The organism is Streptomyces sp. RKAG290, from assembly GCF_023701695.1.
Taxonomy (GTDB): domain Bacteria; phylum Actinomycetota; class Actinomycetes; order Streptomycetales; family Streptomycetaceae; genus Streptomyces.
Map to the genome: position 1 here is coordinate 1 of NZ_JAJOZC010000006.1, position 3,437 is coordinate 3,437.

Here is a 3,437-nt window from a genome sequence, read left to right on the forward strand (position 1 = left end):
AGCTGATCAGGTTCCGGACAGCCGCCCCTGGCGCTACTCGGTGTCCCGCACGGCCACGATGCCGTTGAACACACCCACGTACGCCGTGCCGTCCGGACCGATGGTGACCGGCGCCCAGTTGTTGTCGTAGGAGGACCCGTGCCGGTGAGCTTCGTCCAACGGCGCTTGCCGGTGCGGAAGTCGACGGCGGTGAGGTACCAGGCGTCGATGCCGAGGCTGTTGGGCTGCTTCTCGTAGAGTAGAGCAGTCCGTTGGCGGTGGACAGTTTCGGCACGGTGGAGGGTGAGCGGACGGCGCTGTCCCACACCGTGTCGCAGCCGCTGCCGTCGGGCCGTACGTCGATGCGGGCGACCCCTCCGACAACGCTGCGGCCGAGCAGCAGCGAAGTGAGGTTCTCGTAGCCGTAGTTGTTCTCGACGACGAGGCTGTTGCCCAGCTGATCATGGAGTTGTCGGTGGTGGAGGCTCCGGAGCCGAAGACCGGGACCTTGCAGACGAGGCGTTCGCCGTCGGGCACGCCGGGAGCGCGCCGGTAGACGAGGACGTTCATCCGGTCGTCGGCGTTGTCGGTGATGGCGACGTAGTCGTGGCCCTCGCCGAACAGGTCCGGAGTGGTGCCCGAACCCTGGTTCACCGAGCCGGGCTTGGTGCCGGTCCCCCGGTCGTACGTCTGACGCCACTGGACCGCGGGGGTCCCGTCGGCCCGCGGTCTTGAAGCTGTAGAGGGCGTGGTCGGTGACGATCGAGACGCCGTCCTCGGCGACGGAGAAGGAGTTCTGGATCTCCTCCCCCGCCAGTTGCACGGACCGGACGGCGGAGGTCTGCGGGTCGACCGTGCCGACCCTGCCGAGCCGGGTCACCCACCAGATGCGCCCTGCCAGTCGGGCATGACGGAGGTGACGGGGTCGCAGGTGCCGCTGGGGTACAGGTTGGTCCAGCTGACGCAGTCGTGCGGCACCTGTCCGGTGAGGTCCCAGTCGTCGACGACGCTGAAGTGCCAACTGCCGTCGGCGGCCTGCTCGTGCGCGATGCGCTGGATGTGCTGGCGGGAGTCGGCGAGAACGACCCGGTCCTGGTTGTCGAGGTAGAAGTAGGCGCCGCCCGAGGTGTCCTTGAAGATCTTGGAGAAGTCGAGCCGGGTGATGGCCTCGACGGTCGAGGCCCGCTGCGGCAACGCGTACTCGGCCAGGGTGTCGAGCGTGCGCGGGTCCAGGAGTTTGAGCAGGAACCCGGTGAACGTGCCGCACACCGTGATCAGCCGGCCCGCCGTGTCGAAGGTGGCAGTGGCGCACTCGCCGCCGAGTGGCGCGATCTGTTCACTGCTGACCTCGGGGTCGCGGCCGAGCGGCCCCGGGTACGGGTAGGTGCCGCTGCCCGCCGCGTCGGCGTGCATGCCGCTGCGGCCGTTCGGGCGAGGAAGGGATGCTGCGGCGGGGCCTGCCCGGGAACGGGTGCGGCTGCGGCGGGCGCACCGGCGTAGTCGCTCACCAGGCGGTGTCCGGGTGCCCGGGGGATCTCACCCGCCGAGGCCGGCGAGCCCGACACCATGAGTGCGGTGGCGCAGAGAGCGAGTGCCAGGGCACGGGCAGGCCCACTTCTGGACAGCGTGAACAGCGGGGACATCGGGCTCCTCGGTCGGGGCGTGGGTCGCGCCGCCGCCCGACGCTAGGCGAGGTCCTGAGGTGTCCATGGAAATCCACCGTGTTTCATGGACGCTTCACGGCCGTGCAATGTTGCCCGGCGGGAACCGGTTCCTCTGCGCCGCTGGTCGGTCCGCCGGTCGAGCAGCTCACGCCGGATCTCGGCGCCGTGGCCCTCGCCCGGTCCGTGGTCGCCCCTGCGGTCCGCCTGGGAGGGCACGAAGCGGTGCAGGGGTGCCCGCAGTGCGGACACGGGGTGTCGGTGGCGATCAGCGGCCGTCCTCGCACTGCGGGTCGCCGCAGTGCGAGGCCGCAGCAGATGCCCGGCAATCTCCCCGGGCAGCCAGCGCCGCGCCCGTCCTCGTCCTTCTCCTGGAGCGCGTGGGCCATCGGGTGTGCCACCGCCGCTCGACCCGGTCCAGCAGCTGATCGGCGCTGCGACGGCGCAGTTCCTGGTGGATCAGCTCGATGAGCTCGGCCGGGTAGCGGCCGCCGAACTCCCGCATGAGGGGCTGTGGAAGGGCGTACAGGAGATAGCCGACCGGGTCCGCCCCGGCCCGCTGCCATCTGCGGCACTGGCAGTCGCCGTCGGCGGAGAGCGGCGCACGGCAGCGGCCGCACAGGCCGCGGCAGTCGCCGCACAGTCCGTGGTCGAGCCCGTCAGGTGGCGGGCGGGTGCCCGGCCGCACTCCCGGCAGCAGGAGGCGCAGAGCCCGCAGAGCCGTTCGTGGCCGACGGCCGTCGTCCAGGGCCTCTGCTGGCACCGGCAGCATCGGCTGCTGTTGCAGTGCTCGTGGTGCACGGCGCCCGATCCACGTCCCGGTGGCGGCAATGACATGGCTGCGTTCTCCGGATCCCGGCTCGGTGCGGCGCCCGCAGCCGTTGCGGCACCGGACGAAGCGCGCTCCCTGCTGACCCGCGCCCTACCGGACCGTTTCATACCTGAATGCCCACGGTCCCGTGTGCCCGCATGATGCGCCCGGATGACCGTAATGATCAAGTTCTCGTGCCTGCCCGGACCGTCTCTGCCCGTTTGGCACCGCTGCTTGACCTTGCCACTGGCGGCAGGGTTGAACGATGACGGCATGAACAGCAGCCCAGCAGCTCCACCCGGCCGGATCGTCGTGGTCACCGGAGCCGGAACCGGCATCGCCGCGCCACCGCTCACGCCTTCGCGGCCGAGGGAGCCACCGTACTCCGCCGTCGGGCGCCGCTGCGGACCGCTCGACGAGACCGCCGCCGGGCGTGAGCGGATCGTGCCGCTGGTGGCCGACGTCACCGGCCCCGGGGAGCCCGAGCGGATCATCCGGACCGCACAGGAGACGTACGGGCGGCTCGATGTACTGGTCAACAACGCCGCCGTGGTCCGCAGCGGCGCACTCGGCACCCTGACCACAGACATGATCGAGCCGCAGATCGCCACCAACCTGGTCGCGCCCGTACTGCTCTCCCAGACCGCGCTGCCTTCTGGAGGCCGCCGCCGGCGTCATCGTCAACGTCAGTACGTCGATCGGTCAGCGGGCGTGGCCCGGCAGCTCCGTCTACGCGGCGACCAAGACCGCTCTGGGGCTGCTCACCCGCAGCTGGGCGGTCGAGCTCGCGCCGCGCGGCGTCGGTCGTGGCGGTCGCGCCCGGCGCGTCTCCACGCCGACGGCACCCACCAGGGTGACCCCGCAGCAGCTGGCAGCCCTCCGTTGCTGGCAACTCGCGCACACCCCGCTGGGCCGGCTCGGCAGGCCCGAGGAAGTGGCCGGTCGATCGTCCATCTCGCCTCGCCGGACGCCTCGTTCATCACCGG

1 protein-coding gene and 2 pseudogenes are annotated in these 3,437 nt (G+C 71.2%); 1 reads left to right on the forward strand and 2 read right to left on the reverse strand.

From position 1 onward, the window contains the following. Positions 1–33 precede the first annotated feature (33 nt). Together LNW71_RS35160 and LNW71_RS35165 are read right to left on the reverse strand one after the other, a co-directional pair. Positions 34–1,547, reverse strand: a pseudogene (locus LNW71_RS35160) (hypothetical protein). Between the two features lie 361 nt (positions 1,548–1,908). Then, positions 1,909–2,403 (reverse strand): hypothetical protein, encoded by a 495-nt coding sequence (locus LNW71_RS35165; RefSeq protein ID WP_308294580.1) that lies wholly within the window; start codon positions 2,401–2,403, stop codon positions 1,909–1,911. 321 nt (positions 2,404–2,724) lie between these two features. Between LNW71_RS35165 and LNW71_RS35170 the strand changes: the two are divergent. After that, positions 2,725–3,437 (forward strand): annotated as a pseudogene (locus LNW71_RS35170) (SDR family NAD(P)-dependent oxidoreductase); the annotation flags it as partial.